Below are 20639 nucleotides of genomic sequence, written 5' to 3'. Positions count from 1 at the left end.
GTTCAGAGGGCGTCGGGTCCGCGTTCGCCGGTGCGGACGCGGACGACGGTCTCGACGGGGACGACCCAGACCTTGCCGTCGCCGATCTTGCCGGTGCGTGCGGTGCGGACGATGACGTCGACGACGTCGGCGGCGTCCTGGTCCTCGACGAGGACCTCGATGCGGGACTTCGGGAGGGTGTCGATGCGGTACTCGGCTCCCCGGTAGACCTCGGTGTGGCCGCGCTGCCTGCCGTGCCCCTGCACGTCGCTGATGGTCAGCCCCTGGATGCCGAACCGCTGCAGGGCGTCCTTGATCTCGTCGACGCGGTGCGGTTTGACGACGGCGGTGACGAGCTTCATGCGTCCACCTTCTTGTTGTCCGGCTGGTTGCCCGGCCCATGATCCGGCAGGGGGTCCTCCGGCCGCCGGTCCGGGGCGGGCGCGCCGCGCAGGGCCGTGGTGCCGCCCACCGCGCTGTGGTCGTACGCGGTCTCGGCGTGGAACGCCCGGTCGAGCCCGGCGATCTCGTCGTCCTCCGTGGCGCGGAAGCCGACGACACGGTCCACGAGCTTGGCGAGCAGCCAGGAGACGGCGAACGAGTACGCCATGACCGAGAACGCGCCGGCGGCCTGCCGGCCGAGCTGGGTGGCACCGCCGACGCCGTCGACGGCGAGGACGCCGACGAGGAGGGTGCCGATGACGCCGCCGACGAGGTGGACGCCGATGACGTCGAGCGAGTCGTCGTAGCCGAGGCGGAACTTGAGGCCGACGGCCCAGGAGCAGACGGTTCCGGCGACGAGCCCGATGAGGATGGCGCCGAAGGCGTTGACGGCGGCGCCGGACGGGGTGATGGCGACGAGGCCGGCGACGGCTCCGGAGGCGGCGCCGAGGGTGGTGAAGGCGCCGTGCCGGACGCGTTCGTAGGCGAGCCAGCCGAGCATCGCGGCGCCGGTGGCCACCTGGGTGTTGAGGGCCATGGTGGCGGCGGTGCCGTTGGCGGCGAGCGCGGATCCGGCGTTGAAGCCGAACCACCCGAACCACAGCAGGCCCGCGCCGAGCATCACCAGCGGGAGGCTGTGGGGGCGCATGGGGTCCTTGCGGAAGCCGATGCGCTTGCCGACGACGAGGAGGGCGGCGAGGGCGCCGACGCCCGCGTTGATGTGGACGGCCGTACCGCCCGCGAAGTCGATCACCTTGAGCTTGAAGAGCCAGCCGTCGGCCTGCCAGACCCAGTGGGCGACCGGGAAGTAGACCAGGCTGACCCAGAGGGTGATGAACAGGCACCAGGCGCTGAACCGCACACGGTCGGCGAGGGCGCCGCTCATCAGGGCGGGGGTGATCACCGCGAACATCAGCTGGAAGAGGGCGAAGGCGAGGACCGGGATCCCCTCCTTGCCGCCCGTGAGCGTCTCCGGCCTGATGCCCTTGAGGCCCACGTGCCCGAAGTCGCCGAGCAGCCCTCCGCCGATGTCGTCACCGAAGGCGAGCGAGTAGCCGTAGAGCACCCACAGCACGGTGACGATGCCGAGCGAGACGAACGACATCATCAGCATGTTCAGCGCGCTCTTCACCCGGACCATGCCGCCGTAGAAGAAGGCCAGGCCGGGGGTCATCAGCATCACGAGCGCGGCGCTGATCAGTACGAACGCGGTATCCGCTCCATTCACGATCCGTGTCTCCTCGCAGCGGGGCCCGTGCCCCCGTGCGGGCGGGGTTCGCTGTGGGCCGGTGTTGCCTCGAGGCTGACGCAGCGCGGTTTCGGCCAGGGCAGCCCGCTGTTTCGCGCGGGTGACGAAGGCGGCGGGAGTGTTACGGGCGGGTGAAGTGGGCGGGGATTCCGGGGCGCGGCGGGGTGACCGTACGGCCGGGGCCGGCCGGGGGTGCCGGGGAGTGCCGCCCGCCGGGAAGAAGGCCGACCGCGGCGGCCGTCCGACGTCTGACTGGCGTGGGGGAGCCGAGTCGGGCTGTACGGGACGGTCGCCGCGGCCGGGGTTCGGGGCGCCGGCGCGTGCCGCGGGCTGAGGGCCCGTCGGGCAGGCGCGAACGGCGGGTGGGGCAGCGGGTTCGGAAGTCCGCGCGGGGATTCAGCGGTCTCGCGCGGGACGTTCGGCGGGTTCAGGCAGGGGCGGTCTCCACGGATTCCGGCAGGTGGAGGGCGAGCTGCTCGGTGAGGTCGCGGACTTCGTCGACGTCCCCGAAGTCGCGGACCGCGGTGTCCACGGTCTTGCGGAGCCGGTTGTTGACCCGCTCGGAGCGCACCTGCTTGGCGATCCGCAGGGCCTTGGCCAGGTGGACGGTGGACGCCTCGGGCTCCCGCTCCATGAGGTCGACGGTGGCCAGGCCGATCAGGTTGAGCGCGTAGGAGCGCTGGTGCTCGCCGTCCTCTTCGAAGAGGTGGACGGCCTGGAGCATCTTGGGGCGGGAGAGCGAGGCGTACATCGGGCTGCGGCCCGCGACGTAGGCGAGGTCGCGGTAGGAGTGGGCGTTCTCGGCGTTGAGCTCGGCCTCGGAGAAGAAGCGGATCCAGTCCGGGTCGCCGTCCGTCGGAGCGCAGTCGGAGAAGCAGTCCTCCGCCATGCCGACGGCGCGCTTGCACTTGGCGGGCTGGCCCATGGTGGCGTACGCGCGGGCCTCCATCGCATACAACATGGCCTGGATGCGGGGCGTCGCCGTCTCGCGTGATCCGTACTGCCCGAGGTGGATCAGTTCGAGCGCGTCCTCGGGCCGGCCGAGGTGGATCATCTGCCGGCTCATGCTGGAGAGGACGTACGAGCCGAGGGAGCGGTCGCCCGCTTCCTTGGCGGCGTGCAGGGCCAGCACGAAGTACTTCTGGGCGGTGGGGTGCAGGCCGACGTCGTAGCTCATCCAGCCCGCGAGCTGGGCGAGTTCGCCGGCCACCTTGAAGAGTCGTTTGGACGTCTCGTCGGCCTGCGGCTCCTGGAGCAGGTCGGTGACCTCGTGGAGCTGGCCGACCACGGCCTTGCGGCGCAGGCCGCCGCCGCACTGGGCGTCCCAGGCGCGGAACATCTTGGTGGTGGACTCCAACAGGTCCAGCTCCGGCGGGGAGAGCCGGCCGCGGCGGGTGCGGTCGCCGCCGGCGGGCGGCTTGGCGCCCGTGGACGGGGTGGGGACCAGCCAGCGCTGCATGGGCTCGATCAGCGCGGACCCGGCCGAGAGGGCGAGCGAGGTGCCGAGGAAGCCGCGCCGGGCGAGCATCAGGTCGCTGCGCGAGAACTCGCTGATCATCTCGACGGTTTGCGGGGCGGCCCAGGGCAGGTCGACGCCGGACGCGGACGGTGACAAGTGGGCGGTGCGGAGGCCGATGTCCTCCACGCCGACGACGCAGCCGAACCGCTCCGAGAACAGCTCGGAGAGGATCTTCGGGATGGGCTCGCGCGGCTGCTCGCCGTCCAGCCAGCGGCGGACCCGGGAGGTGTCGGTGCTGATGTGGTGGGCGCCCAGCTGCCGGGCCCGGCGGTTGACCTGCCGCGCCAGCTCGCCCTTCGACCAGCCGCTGCGCAGGAACCAGGAGTTGAGCTGCTCGTTGGGGCGCTTCTCCGGCTTCTCCGGTGTCCCCGACGCCTCGCCCTTCACGGCCTTCCCGGCGTCCTCCGCCGTGTCGGCCGCGCCGGCGCCGCCGGCCTTGTCGACCTCGTCCGCCGCCCGCTCAGCCCTGTCGGCACCGCCGGTGCCGCTGACGCTGCCGTCCACTGGAACGCCCCCATCCAGACCGTCCGCTCCCGCACTCACCCGCACGGGACCGCTGAGTCGCGAACCACCGGCGCACCGCGCCGCTCACGCCGCCCGCCGCCCACACCGCGCCGTCGCGGCTCAACAGCCGCACGGGCAAAGGGAGAACGGGTGCGAACGTGGTGGCGGCACCCCGTGGCGCCGCCGCGGTTCACACACCGAAAGTAATCCTACGATCACGGTCGAAGCGAGTGCAGTCCAGTAAACGCCACCATTCGCCACCCCAAGGAATGAACGCGCCACGCCTGCCGCGCGATTGACTTGACATGGGCACCGGAGAGCACGGGGACCGGCGCCCGGCAAGGGGTGAACTGGCGCACGCCACGGCGCGCACCGCAGGTCACGCCCCCCGCCGCACACCGTCGCGCCGCTATGAAGCAGGTCCCGCGACGGTACGTGTCCAGGACACTCCGACCCGTAACCAACCGCATAGAGGACCCGTTGGAGGGGGCATGGGCTTCACAATCGGCGGCATCCGGGACCTGCGTACGAGTTCTCGGCGCCGGGGCCGTACGTCCGATGACGTGACCGTGGTCGCGGAGTGCACCGGCCTGTGGGGCTGGGACGTGGTGCCGGGCGCCCGCGCGGTGCGTGCGGGGCAGCAGGTGTCGTGTTCGTGCGGGGCCGGCGACTGCCCCTCCCCCGGCGCCCATCCCCTCCCCTTCGCCCCGGCGGTCCCGGCGGGCGCCACGCTGGACGAGGCCGCGACCGCCTGGTCGCGGGTGCCCGGCGCCGCCGTCCTGCTGCCGGTGGGGCGGTCGTTCGACGCCCTCGAGGTCTCCGAGGCCGCAGGCCGGCACGCGTTGGCCCGGCTGGAGCGGATGGGGCTCCCGCTGGGCCCGGTGGCCCTCACCCCGCACGGCCGCGCCCTGTTCTTCGTCGCCCCGGGGGCCGCCGCCGAACTGCCGCAGCTGCTCTACCGGATGGGCTGGGACGACGCCCGGCTCGACCTGCACGGCCTCGGCATCGGCGATCACGTCACCGCGCCGCCGTCCGACTTCGCCGGGCTCGGCCCGATGCGCTGGCTGCGCCCGCCGGCCCTGGACACCGCCTACCGCCCGCCGGAGGCCCGGCTGCTGCTGGGCACCCTCGCGTACGTCTGCCACCGCTCGGGCGTGGCCTGAGGTGTGAGGCTCGGCCCCTGGTCCCTGACGTCTGAGCCTTGGTCTCTGATGACATCCGAGCCCTGGTCCATGCCCCTGACGTCCGAGCCCTGACGCCTGCCATCGACGCGCACGACTCCGCCGCCCGGCGAGCCCCTGACCGTACCGCCGGAACGGGACCGCGCAGCCGGAACTGGACCGTAGTACAGCCGACCTCGGCCCCCGGCCCCTCGGCCGGACGGACAACCGGGCCCGGAACGCGAAACGGGCCCTGCCGCGTACCTCCGCGGCAGAACCCGTTCCCGCAGCCCGGCCGAACCGGGCCCCGATCAGTCTCCGATCAGGGCGTCGACGAACGCCTCCGGCTCGAACGGCGCGAGGTCGTCCGCGCCCTCGCCCAGGCCGACCAGCTTCACGGGCACGCCCAGCTCGCGCTGGACGGCGACGACGATGCCGCCCTTGGCCGTACCGTCGAGCTTGGTGAGCACGATGCCGGTGATGTTGACGACCTCGGCGAACACCCTGGCCTGGACCAGGCCGTTCTGCCCGGTGGTGGCGTCCAGGACGAGCAGCACCTCGTCGACCGAGCCGTGCTTCTCGACGACGCGCTTGACCTTGCCCAGCTCGTCCATGAGCCCGGTCTTGGTGTGCAGCCGGCCGGCGGTGTCGATGAGGACGACGTCCGCGGCCTCCGCGATGCCCTCCTTGACCGCGTCGAACGCGACCGAGGCGGGGTCGCCGCCCTCGGGCCCGCGGACGGTACGGGCGCCGACGCGCTCGCCCCAGGTCTGGAGCTGGTCGGCGGCGGCGGCGCGGAAGGTGTCGGCCGCGCCGAGGACGACGGACTTGCCGTCGGCGACGAGGACGCGGGCGAGCTTGCCGGTGGTGGTGGTCTTGCCGGTGCCGTTGACGCCGACGACCATGACGACGCCGGGCTTCTCCTCGCCGTTGGCGCCCACGCCGGGCTCGGTGTGCACGGAACGGTCGGCGTCGGTGCCGATGAGGGTCAGGAGCTCCTCGCGGAGCAGGCCGCGCAGTTCCTCGGGGGTACGGGTGCCGAGCACCTTGACGCGCTCGCGCAGCCGCTCGACCAGCTCCTGCGTCGGCGCGACGCCGACGTCGGCGGTGAGCAGGGTGTCCTCGATCTCCTCCCAGGTGTCCTCGTCGAGGTGTTCCCGGGAGAGCAGCGTGAGCAGGCCCTTGCCCAGGGAGTTCTGTGAGCGGGAGAGGCGGGCGCGGAGCCGGACGAGCCGGCCCGCGGTGGGCTCGGGCACCTCGACGGCGGGCGCCTCGGGCTCGGGCTCGGCGACGGGGGCCGGCTCCTCGGGAGCCTCCGGAGCGACTTCCTCCGCGGGAGGGAGCTCGACCTCCTCGACGGTACGGCGCTTCTCTTCGCGCGGGGTCTCGGCCTCCTCGCCGACGTGGGGCTCGGCGGGCGGCGCGGTGACGGACGGGCTGCTCGGCGGCGGAGCCGGGGGCAGCTGCTTCTTCTTGCGGCTGCTGACCACGAGCCCGCTGATCGCGCCGAGCACGACCACAGCGATGACTACAGCAAGGATGACGATTTCCATAACGGACCCAGTATCGGCCACCCTGCCGTCAGGGCGCCGCAGCGCCCGACGACGCGGCACTCTTGTGCTTTTCCACAAGGACCAATGGCACTAACTGCGCAAAGTTGGAACTAAGTACGATGGTCTGGGCTCGCGCGACGCGCGTAGAGTCCGACTGTTCCTTTCTGTCCCCTTGCTGTTCAGGGCCCGCCCTGTTCACACCCCGCACGGAGCCCCCGATATGGCCCCCACCATGGACAACGCTGCCGAAGGCGCCAACGTGTCCAGCACCGACGGCGCCGCGAGCGCCATCGAGACGCGCGGCATCGAGCCCGTCCCCGACCACGAGCGGCACGGCCGGGTCCGGGAGCTCTTCCCGACCTGGGTCGCCGCCAACATCAGCGTTCTGCTGCTCACCATGGGCGCGGCTCTGATCGTCTTCAACTCCCTGAACTTCTGGCAGGTCCTGATCGTCGCCGCCTGCGCGGCGCTGGTCTCCTTCGGTCTCGTGGGCGTCCTGTCGGTCTCCGGCAAGTGGGGCGGCGCGCCGGGCGCGATGCTCTCCCGCGCGACGTTCGGTGTGCGGGGCAACCTCTTCCCGGGCGCGATCCTCTGGGTGGCCCGCTTCGGCTGGGAGACGATCAACGCGGTCACCGGCGCGTACGCCGTGCTGACCGTCCTCGACCTGGTCTTCGGTGTGAAGAGCAACACCGCGCTGATCGTGGTCACACTGCTGGCGTTCGTGGCGTGCACGTTCCTGGTGAGCGGTATGGGGCGCAAGGCGCTCAACGTCTGCAACACCTGGTCGACCTACCTGTTCGGCGTCTTCAGCGTGCTGGTCCTGGCCTACCTGATCGCCAACATCAAGTGGGACGAGGTCTTCTCGAAGCCCGCGGGCACCACGGCCATGATGGTCGCCGGCATCGGCACCATCGCCGCCGGCGGCATCAGCTGGGTCCCCACCGGCCCGGACTTCGCGCGCTACCTGCCGCACTCGGCCTCGGGCAAGAAGATCGTCGGGACGACGATCTCCGGCGCGGGCCTGGTCATGGTGCCGATGGTGCTCATGGGTGCTGTGATGGCCGTCTCCACCCCGGACCTGGCGAACGCCGCCGACCCGGTCTCCTTCCTCGGTGACATCCTCCCGACCTGGCTGGCGGTCCCCTACCTGATCACCGCCATCGTCGGCATGCTGCTGATCAACAGCCTCTCGATGTACTCGGCCGGCTTCACCGCCCAGACGATGGGCGTCAAGCTGCCGCGTGCCATGGCCGTGAGCATCAACGCGGTGATCTCGCTGGTCGGCGGTCTGATGCTGATGCTGGTGGCGAAGAGCTTCCTGAGCTCCTTCATCACCTTCCTGATCCTGCTCGCGGTCTCCTTCTCCGCCTGGATCGGCGTCTACGCGGTCGACATGTTCCGCCGCCGCTCGCGCGCCGTGCGCTACGACCCCGAGGCCCTCATGGACACCGGCCGCACCAGCCGTTACTGGTACGTCGGCGGTTTCTGCTGGCAGGCCATGACGGCCTGGGGCGTGGCCCTGCTGGCGGGCCTCTCCTTCACGGACTGCGCCTGGTTCACCGGCCCGCTGGCCACGACCTTCGTCGGCAAGTACGGCCTGGGCTGGGCCGCGACCATCGTGATCTCCGCGATCGTGATGGCCGTCCTCCCCACCCCGCGCGAGAATGGCACCGCCCCGGTCCCGTCCCAGCGCGAGGACGCGGCGGAGCGGCAGAAGGCCGCCGTCTGACGGCTCCCTCGTTCACCTGCGCGACGCCCCCGCACCGACCATCGGTGCGGGGGCGTCGCGCGTCCGGAGCGGACCGTCAGCGCGCCGCCGCGCCCCCGAGCAACTCCCGCAGCCGCTCAGCTGCGCACAGCATGCCGTCGTCGTCCGGCGCGGGCAGCAGCCAGAAGGCGCCCGGCGGCCGGCGGCGTGTGGGGACCGGGACGGCCAGGTAGGGGGTGCGGCGAGTCGCCCCGAGGCAGTGCGTGTGCGCCACGTCCCACCCGGCGGCGGTGTCCGGCGGCACGAGCGCGGTGTACCGGTCCCGCAGCCGGGAGACGATCACCGACGCCGCGATCCCGCCCTCCCGGAACCACGCCTCCACCGCCCCGCGCTCCCGGCTCGCGACCCGGCTCTCGACGAGCGCGGCGGACACGTGGACGGCGTCGAAATGAATCCCGGCCCGCAACGTGGCCGGCAGCCCCTTGGCCCACGCTTCCCTGGCCACCCCGGGGTGCACCTCCCGCGAGACGAGCCAGGCGGCGGGGCCGGTGGCGAGCCAGGGGTGGAGGCGGAGGAGGGAGGCCATGGGCTTGGCTTTCCGTTCGGGGTGGCGGCGGAGGTGGAGTCGGTGGGCGACGGCAGGTTCCCGGCCCGACTCGCCGCCCGCTCATGGCAGGGGCAGTCGCAGGGTGAGCGTTCGGTACGGTCACGGTCGGCGTCGCCGGAGATCCAGCGGATCACCGTGACTCCGGGGCACCGCGAATGCTGTCCGAAGTGACACGGTTCCGATGCCCGCGCCCGTGCCGTTTCCGGAGCGGGGCCTTGGTCACGCGGGTCGGGGCAGGCACTCGAAGTGCCTCTCGCCGAGCGCCTTGAGGCGTTGTGCGGGGCGGGCAGCGTAGCCGCCCGCGCCGTCGTGGTGTTGTCCATACGACTCCCGGAGTCGCTGAGGGATGGGGTGTCGCGCCGACCGTAGGGCTCCGGGGAAAGCGGAAGGGGCAGAGATCCTGCCCCTCGCTCATGCGTTCAAGCCGGTGCGGTCAGACCGCGAGAACCCCCAGCTGCACGGCGAGTTCGCCGGCGCGCCGCCGTCGCTCCGGGCGCCGGGACTCGGTTTCCTCCAGCACGATCCGTCGGGCATAGCCGTTGTAGGCGATCGTCTCGGGTGCCGTCGCATGGGCCTTGGCGAGGGTCGCCAGGGCGACGTCCGCCCGGCCGTCGAGGTGGTGGGCGCGGGCTTCCTCGATGCGGTGCCGCGCACGGCGCGGGCGGGACGGGATCAGGTCCCCGTCCGCCCTGGCGGACTGCCTGACGGACTCGGGGCCCGCACGCAACTCGACGGCGACCGTGACGGCGTGGGCCGACATCACGGCCGTGGAGAACGAGGTGACGGGATGGTAGTAGCCGGGCGGCAACGCCTCCGCCAGCCTGCGGGCCCGGTCCCACCAGCCCCATGCGGTCCCGGCCTCACCACGGCGTGCCGCCGTGTAACCGGCCTCGAAGCGCAGGGCCCCGGTCACGGCGCGCACTTCGGTGCTCGCGTCCGGGAGCATCGGCTCCAGGTACCGCAGCGTCTCCGCGTTGACGGTCTCGGCCGCGTCGAAGTGTCCGGCGTCGCGGTGGGCTTGGACGGTCAGCCAGGCGGCCACACCGATGGCGTGCGGGTCCTCGGACTCCTGGGCGGCGACCATGCCGCGTTCGGCCACCCGCCAGAGGAGGGCCGGGTCGGGCTGGTAGGCCACGAAGAACTGGGCCAGAGAGTACACCTCGGACAGGATCGCCTGCATGGCCCGCCGCTTGGCCGACGTCTCGGCGGCCCGCGCGCCGCACTGCGCGTCGCGGATCAGGTCGGGCAGCAGCGCGCCCACGGCGGCACGGTGGTTCGCGGCGGAGTGGCGCGCCGCCCAGGCACGGTCGAGCCGCTGCCGCAGGCACGTCGCGGACACCGGCTCGCGCTCGTACCGGACCGGAAAGGCGTCGACCGCCTCCCGCACCGCGGGGAGGAGCCGGTGCCCCGGGCCGGTGAACAACTCGGCCGATGTGGCCGGGTCCCCGGTCAGTTCCACCAGGTCGCGCACCCGCAGGACCTCGGCGATGCGCAGGATCATCGACAGGGACGGCGTGTTGAGGACGCCGTTCTCCACCTGCTTCACCCACGAAGGCGACCGCCCGAGCAGCCCGGCGAGCACCGGACGGCTCATTCCACGGCGAGTGCGCAGGATCTGCATCCGCTGGCCGAAGACCAGGGGATGGGCATAAGGGTCCGGGGTGGCCTCGTTCGGCATGGGGATGCCCTTCTTCGCGCGGCTCGGCACAGCCAGCGTAGGGCGTGCGTTCAGGCGCACGTCAGTACCCGCCGGGGTGGACGCGCTCGCCCGGCACGCCTCGCATCCGTCCGGCGAGCGGCGCGGGTGGCTCGCGGGAGATCCATCGCCTCGGCGAGCGCTTCGAGGGTGGCGTCACGGGCCCAGCGTGGGTCTCACTCGTTCCTCCGAACGGTACCGATGGCCAACCCGGCCCGTGTCGCCGGTTGTTGTCGCTTCATGGCGGCGAGGCGGCGTTGAAACGCGCCGAATCGCGTCGACGTCGTCTCGCCCCTGCGCCACGACGGCGCCGGCGAGCGCGGACCCCACCAGTCCCCGCGCCGTATCGCGCGTCGCGGATCATGTCGGGCGACAGCGCGTGCACGGCTGGCCGATGCGGTCGGCGGACGAGTGGTGGGTCCCAGGCCCGGTCGAACCGGTTGCCGGGGGCCGCGCAGTGGAGGATCGCGCCGCGCACCGCGACCGGCCGGGGAGTCAGGGCGGCATGTCGCCATGGCCCTTGCCGCGCAAGCGAGTTGTCGCCCGGCACACTCTTGACGCGGACCTTTCGGACGTGAACGGATCGTTCCCGCGGTTGCCCATTCCCGTACTACTGTGCGGAGACCACGATGAGCACACCCTTATTACCCCGCTCCCGACCCCCCCCTCCCCGGCCCGTAGACCGCGGCTGACCGCCGTCCTCGCCACCACGCTGCCGGCGACCGGGCTGCTCGTCGGGGCCGGAGCCGGGGCCGGCGGGGAGCCGACGCGGGCGGACGGCGGGGCGGTCGCGAGCCGGTCGGACGGCAGCCGTCGGCCGTTCGCCTCGTACAACATGCGGGGCTCCGACCACGGGCTGCGCTGGACCGGCGAGGTGGGGCCGCTGACGATTCGGCACGAGGTCGTCGCCCTTCAGGAGGTCGGCGGCGGGCCGCCCGCCGAGCCGGGTCAGGCGCGCGGGACCCGGCGGCAGGCGCACGACAGCGCCGACCAGCGGTTCCGGATGCGGACCGTGCAGGGCCACTGGCACCGCTTCGCCCGCGGCGGCAGTCCCCAGGCCGCGCCCGGCGCCCTCGCCGAGGACGCCGTCCGGGGCGACCGCTCCGACCGCCGCGCCAGAAAGGACGGCACGGGCCACCGCCGGCAGACCGAGAGGTACGGCGACGGCACCCTCCGCATCCGCGACGAGGCCGCGCGCCTGTGCCTGGCGGCGCCGCTGCGGCACGCGGGTCACGTGACGACCGAGCCCTGCGACGACGGCCCGCGGCAGCGCTGGACGATCGTGCCGTGAGTCCCCGTCGGTGAGGCCCCGCCCTCAGCCCACCGCCATCCGCCCGATCTCCCGCCGCCTCCCCCACACCCCCGCCGAGACCCGCGCCAGCAGTCGCGCCGCCGGGTCGTGGACGTCGTCGCCCGAGCCGAGGGGGCCGGTGTAGCAGACGGCGAGGGTGTAGGGCGGGGCGTCGGGTGGGTGGATCACGGCGGCGCTGTGGCGGAGGCCGGTGATCCAGCCGTTCTTGCCGGCCAGGCGGGTGCCCGGGGGCAGGCCCGCGGCGAGGTCGACGGCGTGGGCGTTGTGCTCCAGCAGGGCCAGGACCTCGGGCTCCAGGGAGTCCAGGAGGGCGGCGAGGTCGCGGGCGGTGACGTGGTTCTGGAGGCCGGCCGCGCGGGCGCGGTGGTCCTCGATGCCGCGGGTGACGGTGCTGCGGGTGGCGCCGGCCCGGCGCCAGACGTCGGCCACGGCCGCGTAACCGGCCTCGGCCAGGCAGAGGTTGGTGGCCAGATTGGAGGAGTGGGTGACCATCCGCTCGGCGAGCCAGCGCAGCGGGACCGTCTCGCCGAGCCGTCGCCAGGGCAGCGGATCGCTGTCCTCGGCGGGGTCGTTGGCGTAGGTGCCGCCGGCCGCGGAGGCGAAGCGGTTGACGACCGCCACGGGCCGGTCGAGGTCGGTGCCGGAGCGGTGGAGGGCGGCCAGCACGGCCACCTTCATGGTGCTCGCGGCGTAGTGGACCGCGTCCGCGTTCCGTTCGATCACCGGGGGGCGGCCCCGGGGGGCCACGACGACAGACAGCACGGTCCCAGAGTAGACAGCGGACAGGCCGCCCCGGTGCGGAACCGGGACGGCCTGTCCGTGGAGAGGGGCGGCGGGGGGATGTCAGCCCATCTCCTCCAACGCCTTGCCCTTGGTCTCCTTGACGTACTTGAGCACGAAGGGGATGGAGAGCACGGCGAAGACCGTGTAGATGATGTACGTGCCGGACAGGTTCCAGTCCGACAGGCTCGGGAAGCTCGCCGTGATGGCCCAGTTGGCGACCCACTGGGCGGCCGCGGCCACACCCAGCGCCGCGGCGCGGATGCGGTTGGGGAACATCTCGCCGAGGAACACCCAGACCACGACGCCCCAGGAGAGGGCGAAGAAGAGGACGAAGGCGTGGGCCGCGATCAGGGCGACGGTGCCCTGGGCGGTCGGCAGCGAGCCGTCACCGGCCTGGGAGGAGAAGGCCCAGGCCTCCAGGGCCAGGGAGATCGCCATACCGGCGGAGCCGACGATCGCGAGCGGCTTGCGGCCGACCCGGTCGACGAAGATCATCGCGATCACGGTGCCGACGATGTTGATGATCGACGTGGTGAACGAGTAGAGGAACGAGTCGCTCGGGTCGATGCCCACGGACTGCCACAGGGTCGCCGAGTAGTAGAAGGCGACGTTGATGCCGACCAGCTGCTGGAAGACCGAGAGGCCGATACCGACCCAGACGATCGGGAGGAAGCCGGCCTTGCCGCCGAGCAGGTCCTTGAAGGTGGACTTCTGCTCGCTGTGCATCGCGTGCTCGATCTCGGCGACGCGGCCGTCGAGGTCGACGCCCTTGCCCTCGACGTCCGCGAGGACGGCCTTGGCCTTGTCGATCTTGCCGACGGAGATCAGGAAGCGCGGGGACTCGGGGATCGCGAAGGAGAGCAGGCCGTAGAGGACGGCGGGGACGACCATGACGCCGAGCATCAGCTGCCAGGCCTCGATGCCCAGCACCTTGCCGCGCTGGTCGCCGTCGGCCATGTTGAGGATGCCCCAGTTGACCAGCTGGGAGACGGCGATGCCGACGACGATCGCGGCCTGCTGGAAGGAGCCGAGGCGGCCGCGGTACGCGGGCGGGGAGACCTCGGCGATGTAGGCCGGGCCGATGACCGAGGCCATGCCGATCGCGATGCCGCCCAGGACGCGCCAGAAGGCCAGGTCCCAGAGGGCGAAGGGCAGCGCGGAACCGACGGCGCTGATGGTGAAGAGGGTCGCCGAGATCTGCATCACGCGGATGCGGCCGATGCGGTCGGCGATGCGGCCCGCGGTGGCGGCGCCGATGGCGCAGCCGATCAGCGCGATGGCGATGACCTGGGCCAGGGCCGCCGAGCCGATGTCGTACTTGTGGCGGATGCCCTCGACCGCGCCGTTGATCACGGAGCTGTCATAGCCGAAGAGGAAGCCACCCATGGCCGCGGCCGCGGTGATGAAGATGACGTGGCCGAGGTGGTCCGGCTGGGCCTTGCGGCCCTCGGCCCCCTGCGCCATCGCAGTGCTGGTCAACGTGTACTCCTGGGTTCCGCGGCGACATTGCCGGGAAAGGTGTGGGGGTGGCCTTTCCAGTGGGTCACATGATCCAAGTGCCCACCAGTTGAAGGCATAAGCAACGCAGCAGACCCTATGTCTTCATTTGGCGAAGTCAATACTTTGTGACGAAGAACTATCCCTCACCTTTGGGGTAGTTTGCCTTCATTACTTGAAGGCGATCATGAAAAATGCCCTGAATGCGGGGGTGTCAAGGGTCTCCGCGATCAACGATCGATCATTGACAGGCGTATCGATCCGGTCACTTCAACCGCTGACTGATCACCTTTGAGACACCGTCGCCCTGCATGGACACGCCGTAGAGCGCGTCGGCGACCTCCATCGTCCGCTTCTGGTGCGTGATCACGATCAGCTGCGAGCTCTCCTGGAGCTCCCGCATGATCCGGATCAGCCGCTGGAGGTTGGTGTCGTCCAGCGCCGCCTCGACCTCGTCCATCACGTAGAACGGGCTGGGGCGCGCCTTGAAGATCGCCACCAGCAGGGCGACGGCGGTCAGCGACCGCTCGCCGCCCGACAGCAGCGACAGCCGCTTGACCTTCTTGCCCGGCGGCCGGGCCTCCACGTCCACGCCGGTGGCCAGCATGTCGTCGGGGTCGGTGAGGACGAGCCGGCCCTCGCCGCCCGGGAACAACCGGGAGAAGACACCCTCGAACTCCCGGGCGGTGTCCCGGTACGCCTCGGTGAAGACCTCCTCCACCCGCCGGTCCACGTCCTTGACCACCTGGAGCAGGTCGGCCCGGGTCTTCTTCAGGTCCTCCAGCTGCTCGGAGAGGAACTTGTGCCGCTCCTCCAGCGCCGCGAACTCCTCCAGCGCCAGCGGATTGACCTTGCCCAGCTGCTGGTACGCCCGCTCGGCCGCGCGCAGCCGCTTCTCCTGCTCGGCCCGGACGTACGGGACGGGCGCGAGCTCCCGCGGCTCCTCGCCCTCCGCCGGGGGCGACGGCGGCACCGGCTGGTCCGGACCGTACTCGGCGGCCAGCGCCGCCGGTTCGATGCCGAACTCCTCCAGGGCCCTCGCCTCCAACTGCTCGATGCGCAGCCGCTTCTCGGCCCCCAGCACCTCGCCCCGGTGCACCGAGTCCGTGAGCTTGTCCAGCTCGGACTTGAGCTCGCGGGCCCGGTTGCGGCCGGCGACGAGCTCGCGTTCGCGCTCCGCCTTCGCCGCCTCGGCCGACCGCCGCTCCTCGTCCGCGCGGACCAGCGACACCTCGACGTGCGCCAGCAGTTGCCGGGCGCCGGCCGCGACGGCCGTGGCCACCTCGGCCTCGTGCCGCAGCCGCGCCCGCCGCCGCTCGGCGCGCTCCCGCGCCTCCCGCTCCGCGCGCGCCGCCCGGTCCAGCGAATCCGCCCGGCCCGCCAGCGCCTTGACCCGCTCCTCATGGGTGCGCAGCTGCAGCCGGGCCTCCATCTCGGTCTGCCGGGCGTTGGCGCCGTCGGCGGCCAGCCGGTCGCGGACGGCGGTGTCCGGCTCCTCGGCCGGCTCGTCCTCCCCCAGCTCCTCGGCCGCGGCCAGCCGCGCGGCCAGTTCCTCGGCCTCCTCACGGGCCCGGACCAGGGCGTCCTCCGCGTGGGCGGCCGCGGCGGCGGCCCGTTCGGCCTCGCCCGCCGCCGCGCGGGCCTGCCCGGCGAGCCCGCCGAGCACCTGCGCGGACCGGGACTTCTCACGGTCGGCGGCGCTCAGCCGGGCCGCCAGCTCCTCGACGAGGGCGGCGCGGCGGGCCCGCTCGTCCACCGCCTCCTCCTGCGCGCGGGCCAGGGCGGCGCAGCGCCCGTCCAGCTCGGCCCGCTCGGCGGCGGCCTCGTCGACGGCCGCCCGCACCTCCAGCAGGCTGGGCGCGCCCTCGGAACCGCCCTGGACGAGGTGGGCGCCGAGGACGTCGCCCTCGGCGGTGACGGCGGTCAGCTCCGGCCGCCCGGCGACCAGCCGTTCGGCGTCCTCCAGGGTGTCGACGACCACGACGCCGTCCAGCAGCCGCCGCACGGCGGGCAGCAGTTCGTCGGGGCCGGCGACCAGGCCCGCGGCGAAGCGGCCGACGGGCGGGGCGGGCCGCTCCGGGGCGTCGGGTGAAGGAGCGCCGCCGAGCAGCAGGACGGCCCGGCCGGCGTCCTCCTTCTTCAGCAGGCGCAGGGCTTCGGCGGCGGCCGGGAGGCCGGTGACGGCGACGCCGTCGGCGGCGGCGCCCAGGGCGGCGGCCACCGGGAGCTCGTACCCCTGGGCGACGGTGAGGAGTTCCGCGGCCGGGCCCAGCAGCCCGGACCACCGCTCCCCCGCCGTCAGCAGGGCGCCCGTGCCGTCCTTGCGGCGCAGGCCCAGGGCCAGGGCGTCGTGCCGGGCGGTGACGGCGGCCCGGCGGCGGTCGGCGTCCGTGGCGGCCTCGCGGGCGGCGGCCAGCGCGGCGTCGGCCTCGGCCAGCGCCTCCTTGGCGGCCCGCAGCCGGCCGGCGAGTTCGGCGTCGCCCGCGTCGGTGCCGTCCGCCTCGGCCTGCCGGAGCTCGTACTCCTCCCGCGCCGCCGCCGCGCGCTCCCGGGCCTCGTCGCGGGCGGTCGCCAGCCGGCCGGCCTCGGCCTCGGCGGAGGCCACCCGGCCGCGGGCGGCGGTGACCCGGCCCTGCAGCCGGGCGAGCTGCTCCCGGCGGTCGGCGAGGGCGCGGGCGGCGTCGCGCAGCCGGCGTTCCTCGTCGGCGAGGCGGCGTTCGAGGTCGGCGCGGTGGGCGGAGGTGTCCTCCAGGGCGCGGCCCGCGGCCTCCACGGCGGCCTCCAGCTCGGCCTCCTGCTCCCGGATCCGGGCCGCCTCGCGCTCCAGGTCCTCGGGGTCGCGGCCGCGCCGCTCCTCGGCGGGGGCGGCGGTGGCGCTGGTGACGCGGGCGTCCGCGAGGCCGATGGTGCCGCGCACCCGCTCGGCGAGGCGGGACAGCTCGTACCAGGTCTGCTGGGCCGTAGCGAGCCGTGGCGTCAGCTCCTCGACCTGCCGCTCCAGTTCGGCCTCCCGGCGGGCCGCCTCGCGCAGCTCGGCCTCGGTGGCGTCCTTGCGGCTCTTGAGCGCGGCCTCGTCGGCGATCTCGGCGCGCAGCGCCTCGCGGAGGGCCGTCAGGTCGTCGGCGAGCAGCCGCAGCCGGGCGTCACGCAGGTCGGCCTGGATGACGGCGGCGCGGCGGGCGACGGCGGCCTGCCGGCCCAGCGGCTTGAGCTGGCGGCGCAGTTCGTCGCTGAGGTCCTGGACGCGGGCGAGGTTGGCCTTCATCGCGTCCAGCTTCCGCAGCGCCTTCTCCTTGCGCTTGCGGTGCTTGAGGACGCCCGCGGCCTCCTCGATGAAGGCGCGGCGGCCGGCGGGGTCGGCGTGCAGGACGGAGTCGAGCTGGCCCTGGCCGACGATGACGTGCATCTCGCGGCCGATGCCGGAGTCGGAGAGGAGTTCCTGGATGTCGAGGAGGCGGCAGGTGTCCCCGTTGATCTGGTACTCGCTGCCGCCGTTGCGGAACATGATCCGCGTGATGGTGACCTCGGCGTACTCGATGGGGAGCGCGCCGTCGGAGTTGTCGATGGTGAGCGAGACCTCGGCGCGGCCGAGCGGCGGCCGGCCGGTCGTCCCGGCGAAGATGACGTCCTCCATCTTGCCGCCGCGCAGCGATTTGGCGCCCTGCTCGCCCATGACCCAGGAGAGGGCGTCCACGACGTTCGACTTGCCGGAGCCGTTGGGGCCCACGACGCAGGTGATGCCGGGCTCGAAGCGCAGGGTGGTGGCGGAGGCGAAGGACTTGAACCCGCGCAGGGTCAGGCTCTTGAGGTGCACGCGGACCGACTTTACCGTTCTGTCCTGCGCCGTTCCGGGCCCGTACGGGCCGCTGGCGCGCCGCGACGCGATCCGCGGGCCGTGGTTTCGCCCCGGAACGGGGAGGGCACAGTTGCGGTACGGGACGGGGGGCGAACGCGAGTGGACGACGGAAGGAACGACGGGGGACGCCGGGGGAACGGAGCGAGCGGTCGGCGGCCGCCGTCGGCGAAGGCGGGTACGACGAAGGGACGCCGAAGCGTCCCTTGCAGATTCTCGAGCGGCTGACAGTGCAGCCCGACCGGGCCCCCGGGGCGGGGCCGTGGCGGTCAGGCGAGCGCAGGCTCCGCCTTGGAAACGTCGATGCTGTCGAGCAGCGAGTCACCGCGGTGAGCGGCGGCAGACAGCGCGTCGTTCTCGGCCTGCATCCGGATGAGCTCGGATTCCAGGTCCTGGACTCGCTGCTGAAGCCGTCGCATCTCGGAGAGGACTCGGGGGTCGGAGCCGCCGACGTAACCGAGAAGCGCCTTTGCCATGATGGATGGTCCTCCACACTGAGTGACCGACCTAAGCGGTGTGGGTCGTGAGGGATTCGCACCCGCGGTGCTTGGCCTTCGCTCTTGCTCGTGTCTTCCATGCCAAACAGCTAAGGTGCGCGGGGCTTCCAGAGTCTCACCAAATGGTTTGACGGTCAACACGATCACACCGCGTATCGACGGGCGTCCCGGCGGTGCGGCGGCGGAATGCGCGGCGCCTTTCCCTGACCGGGCCCGGAGGGCGGGGAGATCATCCGTTGGGTGCAGCCTTCCATGACGGCGCCGTCTTGGCAACCATCAGGCAATATTCCCTGAGTGCATATGCCAATGGCATATAAGCAGGGCTTCGGGCCTTCCGGAATCCGTCCTCTTCCGCCCTTTCGGCGGTACCCGGTCAGCGGATCTCGAAGCCGTCGTACCCCCCGCGCGGTGTGGCCCAGATCTCGGTGACGCCGTCCACGCGCCCGGGCGTGTCCCCGCCGCGCAGCCAGTCGAGCAGCCCCTCGCACGCCGCGCGCGGGCCCTCGGCCACCACCTGGACGCGGCCGTCGGAGAGGTTCGAGGCGAAACCGATCAGCCCGCCGATGCGCAATGCGTTCTCCCGGGTGAACCAGCGGAAGCCGACACCCTGCACATGACCACGAACCCAGGCGGTGAGACGGACACAGTCGTTCATGTCTGCACGCTAACCGGCCAATTAGATAAGCAGCACTTCGGCCCCTCATGTCGTGCCGTACAGTCGCGCCTCGAAAAGGACTAGCCCGTACGAGTGACACCCCACGCACCGTGACGCCGAGCACCCAAGGAAGGCAGCGGATGGGTCGCCATCGACGCTCTGCCCCCGTGACCTCCGAAGAAGCGACAGCGAGTCCCCGGGCATCCAGGGATCCCCTGACGAGCGAGACGACCGAGACGGCCAAGGCCCTCACATCGACCCCGACGCTCCCCTCGCACGCGGCCGTCGTGCCGTACGACCCGGACGAGGCGCCCACCGTGCCCCTCCCCGTGGCGGTGCCGGTGGAGGCCCCCCGCCCGGCCGGTGACACGCGCACCGGTCCCGGCGCGTCCGCGGCGGACGAGTGCCGCCCGGCCGGTCCGGGTCGGCACCGCGGCCGGCGCCGGGCCGGGCGCGGGGAGCGGCGGGCCGCGACGCCCGAGGGCGGCCTGGGCAAGGCGCCGGCTTCGCGGCCGGAGAAGCCGGAGAAACAGCCCAAGGAGAAGAAGGCGGCGCGCGGCCGGGCCGCCGCGGTGAGGAGCGGGGCCGTCGGCGGCGGTGCGGTCCGCCCGCCGAAGACGCAGAAGGCGAAGGCCCCCGCCCGGACCGGCCTGCTCGGCGCCTCCGCCGCGGTGGCCATAGGAGCCGTGGCCATGGTCTCCGGCCTGCTGCCCGGCAACCCGCTGACCGTCGGGGACAGCGGCGGCGGGCGCGGCGGGGTCCCCGGCGGCCAGGTCCGCGCCGACGCCCCGATCGAGGTGCCGCCCGGCGCCCGGCCCGGGCAGCCGCCGACGGCCGGGCACACCGGCCCGACGGTCCCGGTGGCGCGGCCGGGGACGGCGGTGGGCACGGCGTACGACCGCGGGAGCGCCCGTTCGCTGGTCCAGGCCGTCGCCCGGACGTCCGCCGGGCGTCCGCCGGCCGTCGCGGAGACGACCACGGCCTCCACCGTCGCGACCGCCCCGTCCCGTCCATCCGGCACGTCCGGCTCGTCCACCGCCGCGTCGGCGTCCGCCGCGGCCCGGGTCGCGGTCGACGCGCACCGGCGGGACGCGGCGGCGTCCGCCCGGCTGTGGGCCGACCGCGCCGACCAGGCCGCCGAGACGGGCGCGCGGGCGTCCGCCGAGGCCGCCGCCGACACCCGGGGCGCCGCGGCGCGGACGGTCGTCGCCCTGGTCAACGCCGAGCGGGCGAAGGCCGGTTGCCGGCCGCTGCACACGGACGCGCGGCTCACCTCCCTCGCCCAGTCGATGAGCGAGGACATGGCGCGACGCGGCTTCTTCGACCACACCGACCCGGACGGCCGCTCCCCCTGGGACCGGGCGGCCCGGCACGGCGTCCGCAATCTGGGCGGGGAGAACATCGCCCGGGGCCACGCCGACGCGCACGCGGTGGTCGACGCGTGGATGCGCAGCTCGGGACACCGGCAGAACATCCTCAACTGCGACTACCGGACCCTCGGCGTCGGCGTCCAGCAGGGCGCGGGCGGCCCGTGGTGGACGCAGGACTTCGGGTACTGAGGGAGCACGGCGAGGCCCCGCACGCCGACGGGCGGACCGCGTCCCGGAACTCCGGGGTGCAGCCCGC

General features: G+C 73.1%; 15 protein-coding genes. 4 read left to right on the top strand and 11 right to left on the bottom strand.

The genetic code is table 11. The features are described 5' to 3' along the window. Positions 1-2 precede the first annotated feature (2 nt). The 3 genes from J7W19_RS23515 to nsdA form a co-directional block, all read right to left on the bottom strand. Complete coding sequence (locus J7W19_RS23515; RefSeq protein ID WP_004944889.1) at positions 3-341, bottom strand: P-II family nitrogen regulator; 339 nt, start codon at positions 339-341, stop codon at positions 3-5. After that, positions 338-1648: an ammonium transporter gene (locus J7W19_RS23510; RefSeq protein ID WP_004944892.1), complete on the bottom strand. Its 1311-nt coding sequence runs from the start codon at positions 1646-1648 to the stop codon at positions 338-340. The genes J7W19_RS23515 and J7W19_RS23510 overlap by 4 nt, the downstream gene beginning before the upstream one ends. A gap of 448 nt (positions 1649-2096) precedes the next feature. Next, positions 2097-3575 carry a transcriptional repressor NsdA gene (gene nsdA, locus J7W19_RS23505; RefSeq protein ID WP_051072598.1) on the bottom strand — a complete coding sequence of 493 codons (1479 nt, stop codon included), beginning with the start codon at positions 3573-3575 and terminating at the stop codon, positions 2097-2099. 608 nt (positions 3576-4183) lie between these two features. Here nsdA and J7W19_RS23500 point away from each other — a divergent pair. Further along, entirely contained in the window at positions 4184-4855 is a 672-nt protein-coding gene (locus J7W19_RS23500; RefSeq protein ID WP_004944899.1) for a bifunctional DNA primase/polymerase, read from the top strand. Positions 4856-5163: 308 nt separating this feature from the next. On the opposite strand, the gene ftsY is transcribed toward J7W19_RS23500, so the two are convergent. After that, on the bottom strand, positions 5164-6405 hold the full coding sequence (gene ftsY, locus J7W19_RS23495; RefSeq protein WP_040889793.1) for a signal recognition particle-docking protein FtsY: 1242 nt from the start codon (positions 6403-6405) through the stop codon (positions 5164-5166). A 220-nt stretch (positions 6406-6625) separates the two neighbouring features. Between ftsY and J7W19_RS23490 the strand changes: the two genes are divergently transcribed. Beyond that, complete coding sequence (locus tag J7W19_RS23490; protein ID WP_004944902.1) at positions 6626-8134, top strand: purine-cytosine permease family protein; 1509 nt, start codon at positions 6626-6628, stop codon at positions 8132-8134. A 76-nt stretch (positions 8135-8210) separates the two neighbouring features. Here the strand turns inward: J7W19_RS23490 and J7W19_RS23485 are convergent, their stop codons facing one another. Next, positions 8211-8699, bottom strand: a complete 489-nt coding sequence (locus J7W19_RS23485) for a hypothetical protein (protein WP_004944904.1) — start codon at positions 8697-8699, stop codon at positions 8211-8213. A 454-nt stretch (positions 8700-9153) separates the two neighbouring features. Continuing rightward, positions 9154-10398 (bottom strand): helix-turn-helix domain-containing protein, encoded by a 1245-nt coding sequence (locus J7W19_RS23480; RefSeq protein ID WP_004944906.1) that lies wholly within the window; start codon positions 10396-10398, stop codon positions 9154-9156. Positions 10399-11251: 853 nt separating this feature from the next. Between J7W19_RS23480 and J7W19_RS23475 the strand changes: the two genes are divergently transcribed. Further along, positions 11252-11707 (top strand): hypothetical protein, encoded by a 456-nt coding sequence (locus J7W19_RS23475; protein WP_040889796.1) that lies wholly within the window; start codon positions 11252-11254, stop codon positions 11705-11707. Between the two features lie 24 nt (positions 11708-11731). Here the strand turns inward: J7W19_RS23475 and J7W19_RS23470 are convergent, their stop codons facing one another. From J7W19_RS23470 to J7W19_RS23450, 5 genes are all read right to left on the bottom strand, one after another. Then, positions 11732-12490, bottom strand: a complete 759-nt coding sequence (locus J7W19_RS23470; protein ID WP_004944916.1) for a serine hydrolase — start codon at positions 12488-12490, stop codon at positions 11732-11734. Between the two features lie 81 nt (positions 12491-12571). Then, on the bottom strand, positions 12572-13990 hold the full coding sequence (locus J7W19_RS23465) for a sugar porter family MFS transporter (protein ID WP_040889798.1): 1419 nt from the start codon (positions 13988-13990) through the stop codon (positions 12572-12574). A 283-nt stretch (positions 13991-14273) separates the two neighbouring features. Then, positions 14274-17822, bottom strand: a complete 3549-nt coding sequence (gene smc, locus J7W19_RS23460; protein WP_004944920.1) for a chromosome segregation protein SMC — start codon at positions 17820-17822, stop codon at positions 14274-14276. A gap of 308 nt (positions 17823-18130) precedes the next feature. Continuing rightward, positions 18131-18337, bottom strand: coding sequence for a hypothetical protein (locus tag J7W19_RS23455; protein ID WP_004944922.1), 207 nt, complete (start codon positions 18335-18337; stop codon positions 18131-18133). Between the two features lie 394 nt (positions 18338-18731). Further along, positions 18732-19013 carry an acylphosphatase gene (locus J7W19_RS23450; protein ID WP_004944925.1) on the bottom strand — a complete coding sequence of 94 codons (282 nt, stop codon included), beginning with the start codon at positions 19011-19013 and terminating at the stop codon, positions 18732-18734. 167 nt (positions 19014-19180) lie between these two features. On the opposite strand from J7W19_RS23450, the gene J7W19_RS33125 reads away from it, so the two are divergent. Further along, positions 19181-20572, top strand: a complete 1392-nt coding sequence (locus tag J7W19_RS33125; protein WP_233478160.1) for a CAP domain-containing protein — start codon at positions 19181-19183, stop codon at positions 20570-20572. Positions 20573-20639: the final 67 nt, after the last annotated feature.

The sequence above is a fragment of the Streptomyces mobaraensis NBRC 13819 = DSM 40847 genome, from assembly GCF_017916255.1.
Classification (GTDB): domain Bacteria; phylum Actinomycetota; class Actinomycetes; order Streptomycetales; family Streptomycetaceae; genus Streptomyces; species Streptomyces mobaraensis.
The sequence above is the reverse complement of the archived record's forward strand: the minus strand, read 5'-3'. Positions and strand labels throughout refer to the sequence as shown.